Raw genomic sequence first — 16801 nt, 5'->3', positions numbered from 1 at the left:
CGCAAAGTTAGTTGGCTGTCGTCTGTTCGTAGCGCTGTTTCAGCCCCGTGACGGCGCGGTCGATCGGCAGGCGAATCCCGAACCGTTCGGTCAGCAGCGCGACCGGCAACAGCAGGATGCCGGCCATCAGGGTGAGCTGGTACGTGACGAGCAGCGCGAATTGGTGGAGTCGTTCCATCTTCCTCACTCTCACCTCGGCGGAGACACACGTATAAACCTTCGGGCCACTAAAGACGGGATGAATCGACTGCAGTCTTGCGGTTTTCTCGATCTATCATGATCGATAATACATAATTCTGCGAACGGCCGGAGTGTTGTGTAATCGAGAGAAATGACTGCTGCGACATGGCCATAACTTATGGAGATAATTCGAGTTCGGTGCGCTGTGATACTGGCGGGAGGAAATCAAAAAAGACGAGTAGGGGCAGCGTCACAGTACGAATATGAACTACCGTGTCTGGTTGGAAGCCGCTTGGTTGGTACACGACGTGGATAATGTCGATGATGCAATCGGTGTGGCAGTGAGCGAAGCCGGGAAACGCCTCAACGAAGAGGACATGGATTACGTCGAAGTGGAGGTCGGACTGACCGACTGTCCGGCCTGTGGGGAGCCCTTCGACTCCGCCTTTATCGCCGCAGATACCTCGCTGGTGGGTCTCCAGCTCGAAATGAAGGTGTTCAACGCAGAGAGCGTCGAGCACGCAAAACGCATCGCGAAAAGCGACATCGGGGGAGCGCTTCGGGACGTCCCGCTGAAAATCGTCGCGACCGAAGAGTTCGAAGACGACCGCGACGACGCCGAGTAACGACACCGACGGTCCCGGTGCTTTTTTGTATTACTTCAAGTTATTGTGGGGTATGGACTTACCGACACCGGAGGATCTCCGGGAACGGCGGAACGAACTGGGGTTGACCCAGAGCGACCTCGCCGAGCGGGCGGACGTGTCACAGCCGTTGATCGCCCGGATCGAGGGTGGTGACGTGGATCCTCGGCTTTCGACGCTCCGTCGGATCGTCAATGCGTTGCAGGAGGCCGAGGGCGGCCTGCTGCACGCCAGAGAGCTCATGCACTCGCCGGTCGTCAGCGTCGAACCCGACGAGAGTGTCCGGGAGACGACCGAGTTGATGGACACGAAAGGCTACTCGCAACTGCCGGTCATCCGGGACGGCGCGCCGTTGGGACTGATCAGTATGTCCAGCATCCGCCAGCAGTCCGACGAGAACGTCGGTGAACTGCCCGTCGCCGACGTGATGAACGAGTCGACCACGACCGTCGAACCGGAGATGACTATCGCCGATATCGAGAGTTCCCTCGATCACAACGACGCTGTCCTCGTCAAGGAAAACAGCGAAATTGTCGGAATCATCACCGAAGCGGATATCGCACGGAAGAAATCCGAAGCCGATCCCGACGAAGCCTGATCACTCCGTCGCCGGCAGCGAGAACTCGTGTTCCTGAACGCTGTCGTCAGCGTTGCGACCGAGCGCGACGATGCGGTCCGGCGTCTCGACGATGACGGCCTCGCCGCCGTCTCTGCGCCGGTTGTTTCTGATGACGTTCTCACAGACCACGTTCCCGCGACGGATCGGGCTGTCCTGTCTGGTGTGGCCGACGACCTGTGGCGGAGCGTCGTCTGGCATGAACTCGAAATCCAGCCACGCGACCCCCGCGCCAGCCCCGCGGCCGGTTTCGCCGTCGACGCCGTACACTGCGGGATAGTCGAGGACGAGTTGTTCCTGTCGGTCACGGTCGTCGGCCCCGCCGATCCCCTCGGCGAGAAACCGTGCCCCGGCGAGTAGTTCGTCGTTGAGTCCGGCCGCCTCGTACGGTTCGATTCGACCTGCGTGTGCGTAGGTCACGTTGTACCCTTCGTAGGCAGCGACGACGTGACCGCCTTCGATTGCCCGGGTAAACTCGCGGCGCTGCTCGTCCGTCCGGGTCGTCGAGTACCACTCGCCCCAGTCGAAGAAATCCGGCGTCAACACTCCCATCTCGTGGTTGCCGAAGGTGACCCGGACGTGCCCCGGCGGTGCCTGTTCTGCCAGTCGTTCGGCCATCTCCACGACTTTCTCGCTGTGTGCTCCCCGGTCGATCAGGTCACCGTTGAGGACCAGGACGTACTCCTCGCCGCCGACCCAATCGAGCGAGCGGAGTCGTCCCGTCTCGACGATCGGATCGTAGTCGGGATGATCACGCAAGGTCAGCAGTGCACTCCGGCCCTCGCGGATGAATCCGTGAATGTCGCTCACGCTGACGATTGTCGGATCGTCTGCTGGTAACGCCGAAACGCTGTCCCGGATCGACCCCTCGACCGGCTGTAACTCCTGTCCGTCTAGCACGGGTGCCAACCTGTTCTTCTTTCGATTTGGCTTGCCCCTACATAAGTTCGGCTATCGATTTCGATACTGGTCCAGATCTGTTGTAACATGGCTCAATACTCCGGTTCGTCGCTGTTTTGCTCGTCGCTCTTTTCGCCAGTATCAGCGTTTTCGCCGGAGGAGGGCGTCGAATCGTCGCCCGGTTGCGGTTCGTCTGCCGTCGTGTCCGTGTCGGAACCTGACTCGTCGTCGGTGTCGGCGTCTGCCGTCGCGTCCGTGTCAGGGCCTGTCTCGTCGTCAATGTCGGCGTCTGCCTCGTCGGTGCTGTCGGCATTGCCTTCCGTCTCGGCGTTCTCGTCGGTCGATTCGTCGTCAGTTTCCTCCACGGGTGTCGCAGCATCCTCGTCGGCTGACTCGCCCGGTGGGACTCCCCAGTTGCTCGCGTCCTCGTCGTCCGGTTCGCTCTCCTCCGTGTCGTCCGACGCTCCCGCAGCCTCGGCTACTTTCTCCGTCGCTTCGGAATCGTCGACATCGTCGTCCGTCTCGCCGTCGGAATCATCTGAGTCGTCCGGTTCGTCCTCGCTCGCGTCGCCTTTCTTCTCGGTCTCGTCGGCCTCGCTCTCGGCCTCACCCACCTTTGTCGTCTCGTCTGATTCGGGACCCGCTACCGGTTCGGCGTCGTCATTCTGGTCGAGTTCTTCGTCTGTGCTGTCCTCTTCGTCCTCGTGTTCGCCGGACTCGTCGCGGCCGAACGCCTCGATGCGCGGGGCCTGTTCGATGCCCGCGAGGACGACGAGTACATCGAGCGAACTCGCACTATCCGAGGGGATGTCTCCGCTTCGGAGTTGTTCGATGCCGGCCCGGTCGGCCAACCACTCCCGGCCTTTCGAGATGGCGTCGCCCCGCAGCCACTCCGGTGGGCCGCGGAAGGCGACCAGCCCGTGGGTGGCCGCTCCGCGGGGACATTCGAAGGTCATCGTCCCGCGGGTCGCCCACCCGAGCGTCCGCTGGAGTGCCCGCCCGCGCTCGTACTCGTCGGTGTCGTCGCCGAGCACTCGCCGCTTCAGTCCGTCGAGTAGCGAGGAACTCGCGCCGCGCCACGCGGCAATCGGCCGGCTGGCATAGCCGACCGAGACGAGATTCCCACCCGCGAGCGTCCCGATCAGATCTCGGGTATCGACGACTTGTTCGCCGACTGCTCCCCCGCTCTCCTCTCCGAGTGTGAACAACTCCCTGAGCCGCCCGGTCAGTTCTCCGTTGATCCGGTCGCTGTGGCCCTCCAACGACCGGCTGCCCCACAGCCACGCCTCGTTGTCGAAGACGATCTGTGCCGTTGCGCTGTCTTCGAGCCCGGACAACGCCGCTGCGGTGTTCGACCGTTCCCGTTCGTCGGTTTCTGCGTCCGCAGGGAGAACCGAGACGGCATAGACGGGCTGCTCGTAGACTTTCGCCAGCCCGGCGGCAAGTGACGGCGTCACCGCCGATCCGGTGCCACCTGCCAGCCCCGCCGCCACGACGATTGCGTCCACAGTCGTCGGGATGCCGTCTTCGACCGCCCGACGGATCTCCATTCGCTCGTCCTCAATGATCTCCGCCGCCTGCTCGCGGTCGCCGTCGGTCCCCTTGCCGCCGGTCTCGAACTGTCCGATCGCGTGTCGAGCGTCGGTCGGAACCGACCCGAGCGCGTCTAGACTTGCCGTGTCGGTATCGATGGCGTGGACGGTTTCGAGCGGCGATCCGGCACCGGTTCCCAGTTCCCGGGCCAGTCGGTCGACAATTCGCCCGCCTGCACCGCCGACTCCGATGACCGCGATATCCATACCCGTCGTTCACGACCGGGACATAAAAAGCGCTACCCGTCGAGTTAGGAAAGCGACAGACCGCGGATCTCGACGCCCTCACCCTCGGAGACGTGGCCGATTACTCGTCCGTCAGTCTCCGCGGCGAGTTCCTCGGCATCGTCTTCCGGCAGTGCGGCGACGAAGCCGGTACCCATGTTGAACGTTCGGTGCATCTCCTCGTCGTCGACGTTGCCCTCAGACTGGACGAACTCGAAGATTAGCTGTGGGTCGTAGGGATCGGTGATCTCGTAGCGGTGCTCGCCAAGGCGGGTGAGGTTCGTCCACCCGCCGCCGGTGACGTGGGCCGCGCCGTGCACGCCGGCCTCTCGGAGCGGATCGAGCAGGTGGGTGTACAACGCCGTCGGTTCGAGCAGTTCCTCGCCGATGGAGCGGTCGGGATTCGGCGGGAAGGGATCGCTGTATTCGTGGTCGCGGGTGACGGCCTCCCGGGCCAGAGTGAGGCCGTTGGAATGGATCCCACTCGACGGCCAGCCAACCAGCGCGTCGCCTGGCTCGGCTTCTCCCTCGAAGATGCCGTCTTTCGGGGCCAGTCCAGCGCACGCGCCGGCGATGTCGAAGCCTTTGATCACATCGGGCAAGACGGCGGTTTCGCCGCCGACCAGCGCGACGCCGGCCTCCTCGGCACCGCGGCGAAGTCCCTCGCCGATGGCTTCGGCCATCTCGTCGTCCGGTTCTTCGACGGCCAGATAGTCGACGAACGCGACGGGTTCGACGCCCTGTGCGACCAGATCGTTGACGTTCATCGCCAGGCAGTCGATGCCGATGGTCGAGTAGTCGTCGATGGCTTCGGCGACGAGTAGTTTCGTCCCGACGCCGTCGGTCGCCAGCGCGAGATACTGCTCGCCCAGATCGACCAGTCCCGCGTAGTCGCCCTCGAACTCGCCGGCGGCGTTGACGAGTGCGGCGGTCGCGGCCTCGCTGGCGTCGAGATCGACGCCCGCCTCGGCGTACGTGAGTCCCTCTTCGGAGTCCTCGCTCATACTTCGGCGGGCGCAGCGAACGGGCAAAAGCCCGTCGTTGTCCTGTTGACTGGATACACCTGGGACCAACCGTTTTGCCGCTGGCTCCCGACCAGTCGGTATGCCCTCAGTCTCGGATACCTACATCGAGAACCGCCAGCGCGTCCAGCCGACGCACACCAACAACTACCACGCTGCCCACGGAGGAAACATCGTCAAGTGGATGGACGAAGTCGGCGCGATGTCGGCGATGCGCCACGCCGGCGAGACCTGCGTGACCGCTCGGATCAACCAACTCGACTTCGAGCGCCCCGTTCCGCAGGGCGACACCTGTATCGTCGACTCGTACGCCTACGCCGCCGGCAAGACCAGCGTCAAGGTTCGACTGCGGGCCTTTCGCGAGTCACCACGGAGTGGCGAGCGCGAGCAAACCACCGACTCTTATTTCGTCTTCGTCGCCGTCGACGAGGATAACAACCCGACAGCGGTGCCCGAACTCACGGCCGAGTCGGACCGATGTCGAGAGCTCCGCCAGTCCGCGCTCGAACGCGATCAGGAGGAGTAATCAGTCGTCGCCTGCCGCCATCGCCGGTTCGCCGTGGCTCACCTCGTCGCCGAGCAGGTTGATGAACTCCGCCAGCCACTCGGGGTGATCCGGCCAGGCCTGTCCGGTGACGAGATTGCCGTCACGAGTCACCTCGTCGACCCACGAACAACCAGCGGCTTCAACCTCCGCGCGGACCGCGGGATAGGCGGTCATCTCGTAGCCGTCGAGTACGTCTGCGGCCGCGAGGATCTGTGGGCCGTGACACAGCGACGCGACGGGTTTGTTCTCCTCGAAGAAGTGCCGGACAGCGTCGAGTACCTCGTCGTATGTGCGGAGATACTCCGGCGCTCGTCCCCCCGGTACGCACAAAGCGTCGTACTCTTCTGGCTCGATTTCGGCCATCGTCGCCGTCAACTCGAAGTTGTGTCCCCGCTCTTCGAGGTAGGTCTGATCCCCCCGGAAGTCGTGAATTGCTGTCTTGACCGATTCCCCCTCCTCTTTGTCGGGACAGACGGCGTCGACGTTGTGGCCGACCATCTGCAGCGCCTGAAACGGCACCATGATCTCGTAATCTTCGCCGAAATCCCCGACGATCATCAGAATGTCTTTGCTCATGACTTTCACCACGGGTAATGGTACTCGGTCTGCTATGTTAAAGATTACCGCGACCGGGGGTCAACTGCTCACAGCCCGAATCCAAACCCGAACAGGAAGGCGATGAGCGCGGCGGCGGAGACGCCCAGCACCACGGCGAAGACGCCGGTATCCCACTGTCTGACGGTTTTGCCGTCGAGCGGACCGAACGGGATCATATTGAACGCGGCCAGGAAGAGGTTGACCAGCACGCCCAGTCGGGCCACCTCGCCGACGAACCCGCCGACCAGCAGGAACGGGACGACAAACAGCACGGCTAACACGAGATTCGTCACCGGGCCGGCGACGGCGACGAGGCCGTTCTGTCGGGTAGTGATCCGGCCGCGGTGATAGACCGCGCCCGGTGCGGCGAAGAAAATGCCCGCGAGCGCGCCCGCGACCGCAATCGCGAGCATCCCGTAATCCGCTCGGAAGGCCGCGACCTGCCCGAACTGGACCGCGACGACCTTGTGTGCGAGTTCGTGCAGCAGAAAGCCCACGCCGACAGTGAGCATGCTCAGCAGGAAGGTGCGGCCGAACGCGCCTGCGCCGTTGAGCATCCGCTGCAGTGTCGCGGGTTCGAGAAACAGCGCGAACGCCAATCCGAGTGCCAGCCACGCAGCAGCTAGATCGCGCAGTTCCTCGCGGTAGAACGTGATGCCGTTGAGTCGGATCATGTGAGGAGGTTCCAGATCAGTTCGGCACTGTTTCGCGCCCCCTCGACCATCTGCTGGCCGAGGCCCGTCACGCCGCCGATGTCCGCCGCGAACTGGGGCAACAGGACGGTGGCGAACAGCACCGAGGCGATGAAACTGCCGATGTTGGTCATCGCGACGACGAGGATCAGCCGGAATGTCGGGACATCCCGCATCTTTCCGAGCAGTTCCCACAGCGACAGCGTCGGATCAGCCAGCAGGTCGTTGAGCCGACCGATGTCGGCCGGGTTGATGTTCGTGTAGCGCAGTTCGACGTAGCCGGCGAACCACCCCGGCGCGAGCAGGGGATTGACGCTGGTCAGCCACGCCACCGCTCCGCCGGCACCCGCGCTCGTCCAGTGCGCGCCCGCCAGTTTCGCCAGCCCTGCAGCGATGATCCCGTTGATCAGGAACCACGCGACGAAGATGTTGATCAGCAGGTCGCCCTGCACGCCCGCCATCGCCAGCAAGATGAAAAAGAACAGAAAGCCCAGTGTGAACGCGTAGCCGACGGCCTTGTACAGCACGCTGCGCCAGCGACTGGACGAGGCCTCACCGACGAGCGTGTCGGGATCCGGCAGCGTCTCGGGGTTGGCGAGGTAGTTTTCGATCCCCGCGCGGTGGCCCGCGCCGACGACCGCGACGACGTGATAGCCCTGCTGGCGTAGCGCGACCAGTCGATGGGCGATGTAGGCGTCGCGTTCGTCGATCAACGCCTGCGCGCCGCCCGGCGAGAATCGGCGGAACTCCTCGATCATCGCCGTCACGACATCTGCATCCGTCAGTTCCGACATGTCGAACTCCTCGGGGTCGACATCACCCGTCGAGCGGGCCAGCAGCGCGCCGATCGGTAGGCCGATTGCCAGCGAGACGCCGACGATGACGAGCATCGTATCGAGCGTTCCGCCGAGCGAGCCGACGATACTCCCGATGATCGGAATTCCGAGACCGTCGCCGAGGCCGGCGGGGACGATGTATGGCCCGCCGACGGCGCTGGCGATGAGTCCGCCCATCAGGCCGAAAAAGAACCCGATGGACCAGCCGGCGGTCCACGGTCCCATCGTCTCGACTAACAGCGCCGCGACGATGGCTACCTTCTCGCGTATCCCCATCCCGGACCAGAGTCGCTGGACGGTCATCTGGATGTCCCGGTCGACCAGCGCGACGGCACTCCCTCGCTTCTCGGCGGCCTCGACGGCAGCCATCATATCCGCGCCGGGTTCGATGTCGAACTCGTCACCGAGTCGAGCCTGGACGTACGAGAGCAGCCAGTAGGCCAGAAACTGGTACATCGTCCGCCCGGAGATGAGGTCTTTGCCGTCGATGTCGTCGGGCTCTTCGCCTTTGAGCCGCTCGTACCGGGTCTTGTCGAGTTCGACCGCCACCACGTCGGGCTCTTCGCGCTCGATGGTCTCCTCGACTTCCCTGACGCTGTCTTCGGAGACGTGTGCGGTACCGACGACGGTCACGGAGCCCTCGCTGGCAGTCCCAGTGCCGGTAGTGGCGTCTGGATCGATGACACCGTCGTCGCTCATTGGACTGGCTTATCGGCCCCCGGCATACAAGCGTTTCGAGGTGTCTCTCCGCGGGCCGATAGAACCATGGGCGTGTCCGTCGAAGCCATCGGTATGCCAACGCTCCAGGAATCGAAAGTCGAGGCGCGCCATCTCGTTCTTCCTGAAGATGCGAGTCCGATCGAAACGGCCCACGGAAGCAACGTCCTCAAATGGATGGAACGCGCCGGAACCATGAGCGCGATGCACTTCTGTGGCGGCGATGTCGTCACCGCTGGCTTCGACAGCGGTCGGTTTCACAACCCCATCCCGCAGGGTGGCATCGCGCTCGTCGACGCCTACGTCTACGAGGTCGGGGACACGAGTATGACCAAACGCGTCCGCTGTTTCCACGAGTCTCACGAGACTGGCGAGCGCTCGCTGACCTCCGACGCGAAGATGGTCAGCGTCGCCGTCGACGAGGACGGCGATCCGGTCTCTGCACCCGATCTGACGGTCGAAACCGATGCAGGACAGCGGTTGTGCGACGAGGCGCGCAACGCCGAACGGTGAGGCCGGGTCCGTCTCCATCTCGAAAACACTGTTGAGGGTTTTTATACTGCGGCCCGTTTGCATACAACTGTGAGTACGCTGGTTGTCTGTCTCTACCGTGGTCCGGCCCTCTCGGCATCGACGCCGCCGTTCGTCGGCCGCGAGGCTGTCGAACGGCTCGTCACCTCGGCGGGCATCGAGGACCCCGAAGACAGTCGGGTCAACTGTCTGCTCGAAGGGCTGCGCGTCGCCCGCGATATCGAGGAGTCGACGGTCGCTGTAGTGACGACAGCGAGCGACAGCGTGGGTGGTGACCGCGAAATCGCGGGACAGATCGACCAGCTCGTCAGGGAGTACGATCCGGATTCGGCGGTGGTCGTCGTCGACAGCGCAGAGGACGAACGACTGGTCCCGCTGGTCGAGAGCCGCGTCCCCGTCGACGCCGTCGACCGCGTGGTCGTCCGGCAGGCCCGGGATATCGAGTCGACGTACTACCTACTCAAGCAGTTCCTCGGCGACGAACAGCTCCGCAAGACAGTGCTCGTCCCCGTCGGCGTCGCCCTGCTGGTCTTCCCGGCACTGCTTGCCGTCTTTCAGAGTCCGACGCTCTCGCTGGGCTCGATTGCGGCCGTCCTCGGCGTCTTTCTGTTGTACAAGGGGCTCCGGATCGATACGCTGCTGTCGAACCTTTCCGAGCGGGTCCGCGCGTCGCTGTACTCGGGGCAGGTCTCGCTGGTAACCTACGTCGTCGCGGGGGGGCTGGCGCTTGCCGGCGCGTTCGTCGGCGTCCTCGGGGCGAGCGAACTCGGGACCGCAACCGGCGAGTTGATCCTCGCGACGCAGTTCGTTCACGACGCCATCCCGTGGGTGACTGGCGCGGCGTTGATCGCCAGTGCTGGCCGTCTGCTCGACGAGCTCATCCGCAACGACGAACTCGGGACGGCCTACGTCAATCTCCCCTTCGTCGCCGTCGCCGTCGGGCTCGCGGTTCGGGGCTTCTCGGCGTATTTCCTCCGACTCACGGATGTCTCCGAGCCGGTGACGATTCCGGAAATCGCCATCGGCACGACCGAAGTCGATCCCTTCACGCTCGCGCCCGGGACGCATCTCGCGGTCTTTATCCTCGCCAGCATCGTCGTCAGCCTGATCGGCGTGCGCGTCGCGGCCTATCTCTCCAGTGCGGAGTACACCAACCAGTTCAGCGAAGGTGCCTAATCCGTCGCCCCGTCGGGCAACCGCTCGTCGGCCGACTCCAGCGGCTGGGCGACGACCCCCTCTTTCTGACTCTCGACGCGGGCGTGGCCTGCACAGACAGCCCGGTTCTCCGCCCACGGAATGTGTAACTGGAAGGCGGCCTCACTCTCGCAGCCGTCTTCGGAACACTCCATGGTGAATGTTCACAACCTGTCCGTATAAGTCTCGCCTCAAAATAGGACGACTGCACCCATCACGACCAGCAGCATGACTGTCACGAGTAGTTCGACTATCGTCGAGCCGATCGTGGCGAGGACGACTGCGGTGGCGGCCGTCGCGCTCGCCTTGGCGTCGCGCTGGCGGCGGTATTCGAGGACGAACACCGTGATGGCCGCGGCCAGGAGCATCCCGACCGGTCCGGTGACGAAAAAGACGACGAATCCGACGAGGCCCGCCGCCGTCGCCGACAGCGTCGAGGCCCCGCCGAACCGCGCCGCGATGACTTCCTTGAAGAAGCCGCCGACGATGACGAGGAGAGCGAGCACGGTGATAACAACGATCAACGCCGTCGACGGCTCGGCAAAGCCCGTGTTCCACCAGTAGAGGTAGACCCCAGCAAGCGACAACAGCACGCCGGGGACGTTCGGGATGATACTACCGACGATGCCGACGACCAGCAGGCCGAAGGCGAGGAGGGTGAGTGCAAACATCGTTAGCGGGTTTCGGTGGGCTCGCCGTACTGTTCGACCAGCCGGCCGACGAGCCGTCCTAGTGTTCGCTTACACGTTGCCTCCGATTGAAAACCTATCGCTTCGGTGACTCGATTCCACGGTTGGCCCTGCAGACCCTTGCGGACGAGCAGCTCTAGTTCCTCGTCGTCGAACGACGCTTCCTCGGGGTCGACGAGATGGCTGAAGATGAGTCGTTGCGGGCCGCGCGGTGCCGTCTCGTAGATTGCCGTCCCCGTTCCCATGCCGGCGGCGTGTCGCCACTCCGCCTCGCTGAGATCCACCGTCGGGGAGCCCGCTGTGGTCTGGCAGGCTGCCCGAACCACCGCCGGGTCGGCCGTCGAGAGTGACTCCCGGATGGCCGCCGGCGCGCGCCGACAGAACCACTCGGTGTGGCGGTCGAACAGCGCCTCGCCGGCCGGCGTGAGCGGGTCGAGCATGACAATCGAGTGCTCGCCGCTGCGGGCGTTGCGCGTCGTCGAGAGATGCACAGTCCCGAAGCCGTTCGCAGCCCAAAAGTCGGCCAGCCCGGGCGTGACACCGTAGGAGACGCCAAGATAGTCTAGTTCTTCTTCGCGAGCAGCCCCGCGGACGTAGTCGAGCAGCGCCGAGCCGAGCCCCCGCGAGCGGACGGCCTCGTGTGTCGCGATCCGCATCACTCGCCAGCCGACTGGCGCGCCGGCCTCTGGATCCCGCAACTGGCTGGTCAGTACGTCCGGGATCAGATTTCCACGGATTCGCTCGCCGTCGTGGACTCGACGGCACAATTCGTCGTCGAACCCGCCCTCCCGCGCACAGAGGGCGACAGCCGCGACGTGGTCGTCCTCGAACAGGCAGTGGACGGCGACGTTCGGCGCATCGAGTAGCCGCGCTAGGTCGTTCGGGTCCGTCCGGTAGTGAGCGTCGACGAGCAGGCCGAACACCTCCCGGAGTAACTGCTCGTCTTCGCGAAGTTGGTCACCAGACAGCCGTCGATAGGTCGTCGATTCCGGCGTCGCCGACTCGACGAGTTGGTCGGCGGCCGCCGTCGCGTCCAGCGCGAGCGCGCGAAACGACCAGACTTCGATCGGATCCGCCGGTGCGTACCTGATCGGTTCGGCCAGTGAGCACTCCGTCACCTCGAAGTCGCTGTCGGCGAGTCGATCACGAAAGCGGATCGAGAACCCACGGCCCGCTCCCTCGTACCCGTGGATCGTCGTCGTGAATGCGACTGCCGGCGCGTCGAGGGTTGATTCGAGCAAGCGAACGGGGATGGCCGCGGCCTCGTCGACGATGACGACGTCCGGCGAGGCCGGCAACTCGGCGGCTGCCACGGGTTGTTCGTATCGAACCTGTCCGGCCTCGGATTTGAGGTGGGTTCGGTCGCTCTCGGCTGCCTTCAGATCATTGCGCGCGTCCAGCAGTTCCCGCGCCCGGTCGAACAGCGCCCCGGCGCTGTCTGCGGTAGGGGCCGTCACGAGTACGTCTTCGCCTGCGTGTGCGAGCGCGCCCGAAGCGAGGCCGGCCGCGCTGGATTTCCCCCGCCCGCGGTTCGACTCGACGACGACCGCCTGTTCGGGCTCGCGGAGAGATTCCAGCGCCGCCAGCGCGTCCATCTGATCTGCCGTGCGGCAGGCTGCGAACGCAGCGCGCGGGAATCCGGTATTCTCGGGCGGGGTCGGCCCCCGATTCGAGAGCCGCGGCGGTGGTTCGAAGCTCCCGTCGGATTCGACCGCTCCGGTCGCTGCATCGACGATGGTGATTCCGCGGTGGGCGCGCAGTGTCTCGACGAATCGCCTCCGGAAGTTCGTTCCGACGGCCTCGGCCTCGAAGGGGGGGACGGCCAGCGACCGGTCGAAGGCGTCCCGGCGGTCGGACCACGCCGCAAGTGGCGGCACGAGTAAGACGAACAGTCCGCCGCCGGAGACGGTTCCGACCAGTTTCCCCAGCGTGTTGGGTTCGCACCGCTCGTGACAGTCGGCGACGACCGCTTCGCGAGAGGTGCCGAGCAACCGTCCGGCTTCGTGGCGGGACAGCGACTCGCAGTGAAACTCCTCACTCGGGCCGACGTAGGTCGTCTCCCCGGGCCCGATATCGGTTGCGTCGAGTGCCGCCCGCGCCTGCTCGCGACAGATTTCTGGCTCGCCGGCGATGACCAGCATCCGGCGCTGGTTGTGTCGGCGGGCCTGCGCTCGCAGTCGGGCGGCAGTGTCCATACCGGTGCTGTGGCGGGGACGCAATTGAGCGTGTTGGTCAGCCTGTCTCGGCCCGCCGCAATCTGCCAGTTAAATTAAGACCCTCCATCTATATGGAGACGGTATGACAGAGCTGATCACGTTCGGGGAGACGCCGTTGCGATTGTCGCCGTCGGGGGACCAGCGACTGGAACGCGCCCGCGAAGCCAGCATCCACGCCGACGGGACGGCGAGCAACGTCGCTGTCACGGCCGACGAACTCGGGGCGGAGTCGCTGTGGCTGTCGAAACTCCCGGATTCACCGCTCGGGCGGCGAGTCCGCTCGCAACTCGAAGAACAAGGCGTCGAGACGGAAGTCGCCTGGAGCGAGGACGGGGCCCACCGACAGGGGTTGCTCTTCCGCGAGGCGGGGGTCACGCCGCGGGAGAGCAAACAGTGGCACGACCGCGGGAATACGGCGGCCGCGACGGCCACCCCTGCTGACTTTCCGATGGAACGCGTTCAGAACGCCGAGATCATCTTTGCGGGCCTCGGTACCGCAGTGCTCTCCCAGCAGGCCGCGCAGACGACCGGGGCGTTGCTGCGCGCAGCGGGCGGCGGCGGTGCAATGACGGCCGTCGATCTGGATTACAGTCAGGGACTTGCGCCGCCGGACACCTACAGCGGCGTCCTCGAAACGATCGCCGAGGAAATCGACGTGCTGTTCGCCGACGAAGCATCCGCCCGGGAGGCGCTGGACCGCAGCGGCGGGCCGCGGGAACTCGCGAACACGATTGCCGCCGAGCACGACCTCGAGATCATCGTGATCCGGCGGTCGGACCGTGGTGCGGTCACCCTTCGGGACTCTCCGGGGACGAATATCATCCACGAGCGAGAAACCATCGAGACTGATACCGTCGATCCGACCGGTGAGACCGGCGCGTTCATCGGTGCCTTTCTGCAACAACTCATCGAGGGGTCGGATACAGCCCGGTCGCTGACCTACGCTGTCGCGGCCGCCACGCTCAGCCGGACCATTCCGGGTCCGTTCCTGACGACCTCCCCCAGCGAACTCGATTCAGTGGCCGACGCTGTCGTTGATAAATCGCAGTAACTTTGCCTGATTCTCTCACAATTGCTGGCCGGTAGGCATATAAGAAGTGTTGCCGATGTTGTACATATGTTACGCACGAGTGTGTTGGTCTCCACGCTCACGCTCGTCGTGGTCCTCCTCGCCGCCGGTGCTGGCGGCGTCGCCGCCCAGGAGACAGGCCCCGACGCGGAGACCGCCGAGACAGCAGCCGTCACACAGGAGCAACAGCAGTTCGTCGAAGCAGAGGTTATCGTCGAGGACCGTTCGGGTAATCGCCTCTCGGATATCGAAGTCGTCGCGGAGTGGGGTGAGGGCGAAACGTCCTCGGACACCACGACCTCGGGCGGTCGCGTCCTGCTCGACGTTCCGGCGGATTCAGAGGTTGAATTCAGGGTCAACGATTCCGACGATGAGTTCGTCAGAAACCACCAGCCTGTCTCTGTCGGACCAAATGACATCGAAGAACCGATCACGATCCAGATGGCTCCTCGCGGAGGGGTTACGTTCTCCGTCGTCGACACGAACAGCGAGCCTGTTCAGGACGTTCGACTGCAACTGATTCACGAGGGCAGTTCTCGGACCGTCGACATCGTCTCTACCGATGCGGACGGGTCGGCGACAGTCTCCGGGATCGAACAGCGGACCTACGACGTGAACGTCTTCCGGCCGGGCTACAACCGTACCCAACAGACTCTCGAACTGACCGGCCAACAGCAGTCCGAAGAGATCGAAATCGAGAGCCACCGTGTTAACGTCGATTTCACGGTTCTCGATGACCACTTCGAGAACCCACGACCGCTCGAAGGCGCGACCCTCGATATCGAGGGAGTCGGGACACCGATTCCGACCGACGAGAGCGGTGAGACGCAGGCTCGGATCCCGGTCAACGACGAGTACGATATCACGGTCCTACTCGACGGCTATCAAGAACGAACAACGACGCTGACGGTTCAGCAAGAGCCGACCGAACTCGAACTGTCGACGCAGCGCACGCCCGAGATCAGCATCAATCAGTTACAAAACGCCATTGTGATCGGTCAGCCGACGCAAGTGACGATCACGAACGCCTACGCGGAACCGGTCGAAGACGCAATGGTCTCGTTGAACGGTGAGACGGTCGGCGAGACCGACGCCAAGGGACAGATTGTATTCAACATCACGCAAGCCGGCGACAACACGATCGAGGCGTCCTACGAGGGTCTGGAGGCATCGACAACGTTGCGCGGCGTCGATCCCGATGCCGACAGCGAGGACGATGCCCCTGAGGAAAACGAAACCGACGATTCGGACGACTCGTCGGCTGAGACAGACGACAGCAACGACGACGCGATCGGCCCTGGCTTCGGAATTGTCGCAGCACTCGGTGCTGTGATCGGCCTCGCGCTGATCGCTGCTCGCCGCCGGTCCTGATCGGCTCTCTCGGTGTGCCTTCGGGACGCTTAACCCTCCAGCCCACCTGTGCTGGCGTATGACTATCCTTCCGTCTGTTCACGAGGGCCACCAGGCGACCTTCGAGGAGCGCGGTGGCCGACGCGTCGTCTCCGAGTACGGTCGCCCGGAGCGGGCACACCGGGCCGTTCGCAAGGTTGTCGGGGTAATCGAACACGCCTACGATGTGCTCGTCGTCACCGGCGAGGACCGCGTCGACTACGTCGACAATGCCGTCTCGAATCGCGTCCCGGCCGAGGAGGAACATGGCGTCTACGCGCTCCTTCTGAACCCGCAGGGCCGAATCCGAACCGAGCTGTACGTTTACAACGCCGGCGAGCGCCTGCTCGTCGTCCTACCCCCGGGCAAAGGCCCGGAGATTGCCGAAGAATGGGCGGAGAAGACCTTCATTCAGGACGTGGAAATCGACGACGCGAGCGACGAATTCGCGGTCTTCGGTGTCCACGGCGCGAAAGCCACGGAGAAAATCGCGAGTGTCTGTAACGTCCAGACGCCCGACGAGCAGTTGACGTTCGTCCGTGGGTCGATGGGCGACGCCGGCGTGACTGTCGTCCGCACGGATGGGCTTACCGGCGAGGAGGGCTACGAGGTGATCTGTCGGGCCGACGACGCCCGGGACGTGTTCGACAGCCTCGAAAACCGCGGACTGAACGCAGCACCGTTTGGCCACCAGACGTGGGACTCGCTCACGCTCGAAGCCGGCACGCCGCTTTTCGAGTCCGAACTCGTCGACGAGGTGCCGAACAACCTCGGCCTGCGCAACGCCGTCGACTTCGAGAAGGGCTGTTTCGTCGGCCAAGAGGTCGTCTCTCGCGTCGAGAACCGCGGTGAAGCCACGAAGCAGTTAGTCGGCCTGACGACCAGCGCGGTCCCCGAGGCCGGCGCGACGGTCTTCGCCGGCGACGAGACTGCCGGCGAAGTGACCCGGGCCTGTGAGAGTCCGATGCTCGACACGCCTGTTGCGCTGGCGCTGTTGGATCGCGACGTGGCGACCGACATCGAGGACGCAGAACTGACCGTTCGCGTCGACGGCGAAGAACTCGCTGCGGAAGGCCAACGGCTGCCATTCGTCGAGGGATCAGATCAGTCGGCCCGGTTGCCGTCGTACTGAGTCTCGCTCGTCG

18 protein-coding genes are annotated in these 16801 nt (G+C 64.3%); 8 read left to right on the top strand and 10 right to left on the bottom strand.

What is annotated here, in order from left to right:
* Positions 1-7 precede the first annotated feature (7 nt).
* Positions 8-178, bottom strand: coding sequence for a hypothetical protein (locus tag V8P86_RS11710; RefSeq protein ID WP_336327453.1), 171 nt, complete (start codon positions 176-178; stop codon positions 8-10).
* A gap of 265 nt (positions 179-443) precedes the next feature.
* Between V8P86_RS11710 and V8P86_RS11705 the strand changes: the two genes are divergently transcribed.
* Together V8P86_RS11705 and V8P86_RS11700 are read left to right on the top strand one after the other, a co-directional pair.
* On the top strand, positions 444-806 hold the full coding sequence (locus V8P86_RS11705) for a DUF555 domain-containing protein (RefSeq protein ID WP_336327452.1): 363 nt from the start codon (positions 444-446) through the stop codon (positions 804-806).
* Positions 807-858: 52 nt separating this feature from the next.
* Positions 859-1422 (top strand): CBS domain-containing protein, encoded by a 564-nt coding sequence (locus V8P86_RS11700; RefSeq protein ID WP_336327451.1) that lies wholly within the window; start codon positions 859-861, stop codon positions 1420-1422.
* Here the strand turns inward: V8P86_RS11700 and V8P86_RS11695 are convergent, their stop codons facing one another.
* The 3 genes from V8P86_RS11695 to purM all read right to left on the bottom strand — a co-directional run bounded on the left by V8P86_RS11695 (position 1423) and on the right by purM (position 5161).
* Entirely contained in the window at positions 1423-2340 is a 918-nt protein-coding gene (locus V8P86_RS11695) for a metallophosphoesterase family protein (RefSeq protein WP_336327450.1), read from the bottom strand. It lies immediately after the preceding gene.
* A gap of 92 nt (positions 2341-2432) precedes the next feature.
* On the bottom strand, positions 2433-4139 hold the full coding sequence (locus V8P86_RS11690; protein WP_336327449.1) for a hypothetical protein: 1707 nt from the start codon (positions 4137-4139) through the stop codon (positions 2433-2435).
* 44 nt (positions 4140-4183) lie between these two features.
* On the bottom strand, positions 4184-5161 hold the full coding sequence (gene purM / locus V8P86_RS11685) for a phosphoribosylformylglycinamidine cyclo-ligase (protein ID WP_336327448.1): 978 nt from the start codon (positions 5159-5161) through the stop codon (positions 4184-4186).
* A 100-nt stretch (positions 5162-5261) separates the two neighbouring features.
* Here purM and V8P86_RS11680 point away from each other — a divergent pair, with 100 nt between their 5' ends.
* Complete coding sequence (locus V8P86_RS11680; protein ID WP_336327447.1) at positions 5262-5705, top strand: acyl-CoA thioesterase; 444 nt, start codon at positions 5262-5264, stop codon at positions 5703-5705.
* On the opposite strand, the gene V8P86_RS11675 is transcribed toward V8P86_RS11680, so the two are convergent.
* The 3 genes from V8P86_RS11675 to V8P86_RS11665 form a co-directional block, all read right to left on the bottom strand.
* Positions 5706-6302 (bottom strand): DJ-1/PfpI family protein, encoded by a 597-nt coding sequence (locus tag V8P86_RS11675; RefSeq protein ID WP_336327446.1) that lies wholly within the window; start codon positions 6300-6302, stop codon positions 5706-5708.
* 68 nt (positions 6303-6370) lie between these two features.
* Positions 6371-6997, bottom strand: a complete 627-nt coding sequence (locus V8P86_RS11670; RefSeq protein WP_336327445.1) for a zinc metalloprotease — start codon at positions 6995-6997, stop codon at positions 6371-6373.
* Positions 6994-8550: a TraB/GumN family protein gene (locus V8P86_RS11665; RefSeq protein ID WP_336327444.1), complete on the bottom strand. Its 1557-nt coding sequence runs from the start codon at positions 8548-8550 to the stop codon at positions 6994-6996. Before V8P86_RS11665 ends, V8P86_RS11670 begins: the two co-directional genes overlap by 4 nt.
* A gap of 93 nt (positions 8551-8643) precedes the next feature.
* On the opposite strand from V8P86_RS11665, the gene V8P86_RS11660 reads away from it, so the two are divergent.
* Positions 8644-9081: an acyl-CoA thioesterase gene (locus tag V8P86_RS11660; protein WP_336327443.1), complete on the top strand. Its 438-nt coding sequence runs from the start codon at positions 8644-8646 to the stop codon at positions 9079-9081.
* Between the two features lie 69 nt (positions 9082-9150).
* Entirely contained in the window at positions 9151-10275 is a 1125-nt protein-coding gene (locus V8P86_RS11655; protein WP_336327442.1) for a DUF373 family protein, read from the top strand.
* On the opposite strand, the gene V8P86_RS11650 is transcribed toward V8P86_RS11655, so the two are convergent.
* From V8P86_RS11650 to tmcA, 3 genes are read right to left on the bottom strand one after another with little or no spacing between them, the layout of a single operon-like run.
* Complete coding sequence (locus V8P86_RS11650; RefSeq protein WP_336327441.1) at positions 10272-10448, bottom strand: DUF8014 family protein; 177 nt, start codon at positions 10446-10448, stop codon at positions 10272-10274. The two genes, V8P86_RS11655 and V8P86_RS11650, sit on opposite strands and share 4 nt — an antisense overlap.
* A gap of 36 nt (positions 10449-10484) precedes the next feature.
* A complete protein-coding gene (locus V8P86_RS11645; RefSeq protein ID WP_336327440.1) occupies positions 10485-10964 on the bottom strand; it encodes a DUF456 domain-containing protein in 480 nt (159 codons plus the stop codon).
* 2 nt (positions 10965-10966) lie between these two features.
* Positions 10967-13177 (bottom strand): tRNA(Met) cytidine acetyltransferase TmcA, encoded by a 2211-nt coding sequence (tmcA, locus tag V8P86_RS11640; RefSeq protein WP_336327439.1) that lies wholly within the window; start codon positions 13175-13177, stop codon positions 10967-10969.
* Positions 13178-13280: 103 nt separating this feature from the next.
* Between tmcA and V8P86_RS11635 the strand changes: the two genes are divergently transcribed.
* The 3 genes from V8P86_RS11635 (at position 13281) to ygfZ (ending at position 16788) form a co-directional block, all read left to right on the top strand.
* Entirely contained in the window at positions 13281-14249 is a 969-nt protein-coding gene (locus tag V8P86_RS11635; protein WP_336327438.1) for a PfkB family carbohydrate kinase, read from the top strand.
* A 66-nt stretch (positions 14250-14315) separates the two neighbouring features.
* Positions 14316-15638: a hypothetical protein gene (locus tag V8P86_RS11630; protein ID WP_336327437.1), complete on the top strand. Its 1323-nt coding sequence runs from the start codon at positions 14316-14318 to the stop codon at positions 15636-15638.
* Positions 15639-15696: 58 nt separating this feature from the next.
* Positions 15697-16788, top strand: a complete 1092-nt coding sequence (gene ygfZ, locus V8P86_RS11625; RefSeq protein WP_336327436.1) for a CAF17-like 4Fe-4S cluster assembly/insertion protein YgfZ — start codon at positions 15697-15699, stop codon at positions 16786-16788.
* Positions 16789-16801: the final 13 nt, after the last annotated feature.

The organism is Halovenus anhuiensis (assembly GCF_037080055.1).
Lineage (GTDB): Archaea > Halobacteriota > Halobacteria > Halobacteriales > Haloarculaceae > Halovenus.
Note: the sequence above shows the minus strand (reverse complement) of the source record. Positions and strands in the feature narration are given on the sequence as shown.

Bases quoted from the DNA above. Each gene is read 5' to 3' on its own strand.
- V8P86_RS11630 (WP_336327437.1), top strand. From the start codon at position 14,316: ATGTTACGCACGAGTGTGTTGGTCTCCACGCTCACGCTCGTCGTGGTC.
- V8P86_RS11665 (WP_336327444.1), bottom strand. From the start codon at position 8,550: ATGAGCGACGACGGTGTCATCGATCCAGACGCCACTACCGGCACTGGG.
- V8P86_RS11700 (WP_336327451.1), top strand. From the start codon at position 859: ATGGACTTACCGACACCGGAGGATCTCCGGGAACGGCGGAACGAACTG.
- ygfZ (WP_336327436.1), top strand. From the start codon at position 15,697: ATGACTATCCTTCCGTCTGTTCACGAGGGCCACCAGGCGACCTTCGAG.
- V8P86_RS11690 (WP_336327449.1), bottom strand. From the start codon at position 4,139: ATGGATATCGCGGTCATCGGAGTCGGCGGTGCAGGCGGGCGAATTGTC.
- V8P86_RS11705 (WP_336327452.1), top strand. From the start codon at position 444: ATGAACTACCGTGTCTGGTTGGAAGCCGCTTGGTTGGTACACGACGTG.
- V8P86_RS11660 (WP_336327443.1), top strand. From the start codon at position 8,644: ATGCCAACGCTCCAGGAATCGAAAGTCGAGGCGCGCCATCTCGTTCTT.
- V8P86_RS11670 (WP_336327445.1), bottom strand. From the start codon at position 6,997: ATGATCCGACTCAACGGCATCACGTTCTACCGCGAGGAACTGCGCGAT.
- V8P86_RS11680 (WP_336327447.1), top strand. From the start codon at position 5,262: ATGCCCTCAGTCTCGGATACCTACATCGAGAACCGCCAGCGCGTCCAG.
- V8P86_RS11710 (WP_336327453.1), bottom strand. From the start codon at position 178: ATGGAACGACTCCACCAATTCGCGCTGCTCGTCACGTACCAGCTCACC.
- V8P86_RS11675 (WP_336327446.1), bottom strand. From the start codon at position 6,302: ATGAGCAAAGACATTCTGATGATCGTCGGGGATTTCGGCGAAGATTAC.
- tmcA (WP_336327439.1), bottom strand. From the start codon at position 13,177: ATGGACACTGCCGCCCGACTGCGAGCGCAGGCCCGCCGACACAACCAG.
- V8P86_RS11650 (WP_336327441.1), bottom strand. From the start codon at position 10,448: ATGGAGTGTTCCGAAGACGGCTGCGAGAGTGAGGCCGCCTTCCAGTTA.
- V8P86_RS11635 (WP_336327438.1), top strand. From the start codon at position 13,281: ATGACAGAGCTGATCACGTTCGGGGAGACGCCGTTGCGATTGTCGCCG.
- purM (WP_336327448.1), bottom strand. From the start codon at position 5,161: ATGAGCGAGGACTCCGAAGAGGGACTCACGTACGCCGAGGCGGGCGTC.
- V8P86_RS11645 (WP_336327440.1), bottom strand. From the start codon at position 10,964: ATGTTTGCACTCACCCTCCTCGCCTTCGGCCTGCTGGTCGTCGGCATC.